Below are 1291 nucleotides of genomic sequence, written 5' to 3' on the forward strand. Positions count from 1 at the left end.
CCAGCACGGAGTTGTCGGATCCCGCCACGTCGAGTTCGACCCGGACCCAGCCGCGCCGCCGCCACAGCAGCGGTTCCACGATCCGTACCGTCTGCACCCGGCCCGGCGGTACCGTCTCGTGGGCGCGGTCCAGCAGCCCGCGGTCGATGCGCAGCCCGTCCGGGGACTCGCTCACCGTCCAGTCGAACTCGGTGACGAACCGGCCCACGCTGCTCGCCCCGGCCGTGCCGAGCAGCGGCAGGGCGGTGACGAGGACCGTCCACAGGTTGTCCGTGAAGAGCCACAGCAGGGTGGGGACGACCAGCGCGGCGCACAGCGAGCCCCAGGTGGCGCCGGTCAGCACCAGGGAGCGCGCCAGCTCGCGAGGAGGCACGCGCAGCAGGACGTGCGCCGGTGCCTCGCCGACCTCACGCGCCGTCTCGGGCGCGAAACCGGCCGCGCGCGCGAGCAGCTCCGCGCGCAGGGCGCGCGCCTCGCGCTCGCTCAGAAAGGCCAGTTCGTCCTTGTCGTCGGTGCCTACGACGTCGATGCGCAACTTGGCCACGCCCGCCACGCGCGCGAGGAGCGGACGGGAGACGTCCACGGCCTGGACGCGCTCCAGCCGGATGTGCGCGGTGCGCCGGAACAGCAGTCCGGTGCGTATCCGCAGCTCGGTGTCGGTGACCGCGTAGTGCGTGAACCACCAGGACAAAAAGCCGTAGAGGCCGGCCGCCGGCACGAGGACCGCGATGCCCAGCAGGAGCATGGTGTCCGTGAGCCGTGCGAGCTGCTCCTGCGCGCCGTTCGGGTCGTGCACCGCCCAGCCGGCCAGCACGGCGAGCGGCGCCCACGCCCGGCGCAGGGGTGTGACCGGGTGCAGCCGGCGCTCGATGACGGGCGCGCGCTCGGGCGCGCCGGTACCCGCGCGCTCGGCCCCCACGGGTATGCCGTCGTTCACGTCCTCGGCCCGCTCCCGGGACGTCACAGGCCCGCCGATCGTGCCTCGCCCAGCTCGGTGAGCCGGTCGCGCAGCCGTTCCGCCTCGGCCGGGTCCAGGCCGGGGATGGTCGCGTCGGTCGCGGCGGCGGCCGTGTGCAGCTGGACGGTGGCCAGCCCGAAGCGCCGCTCCACGGGCCCGGAGGTCACCTCCACCAGCTGCATCCGCCCGTACGGCACCACCGTCTCCTCACGCCACAGGACACCGCGGCTGATCAGCAGGTCGTCGGCGCGCTCGGCGTACCGCCAGGAGCGCCAGTTGCGCTCCAGCAGCCGCCAGCACACGGCGGCGCACGCCGGTGGCAGCAGCGCGCAC

2 protein-coding genes are annotated in these 1291 nt (G+C 74.6%); both read right to left on the minus strand.

The window, feature by feature from the left end; translation table 11 throughout:
* A partial coding sequence (locus tag H5J33_RS35565) for a PH domain-containing protein (RefSeq protein ID WP_399553014.1) occupies positions 1-925 on the minus strand: 925 nt, incomplete at its 3' end.
* 35 nt (positions 926-960) lie between these two features.
* The coding region (locus H5J33_RS35570; RefSeq protein ID WP_181798767.1) for a PH domain-containing protein at positions 961-1291 on the minus strand (331 nt) is incomplete at its 5' end.

The sequence above is a fragment of the Streptomyces sp. WELS2 genome, from assembly GCF_013870595.1.
GTDB lineage: Bacteria > Actinomycetota > Actinomycetes > Streptomycetales > Streptomycetaceae > Streptomyces.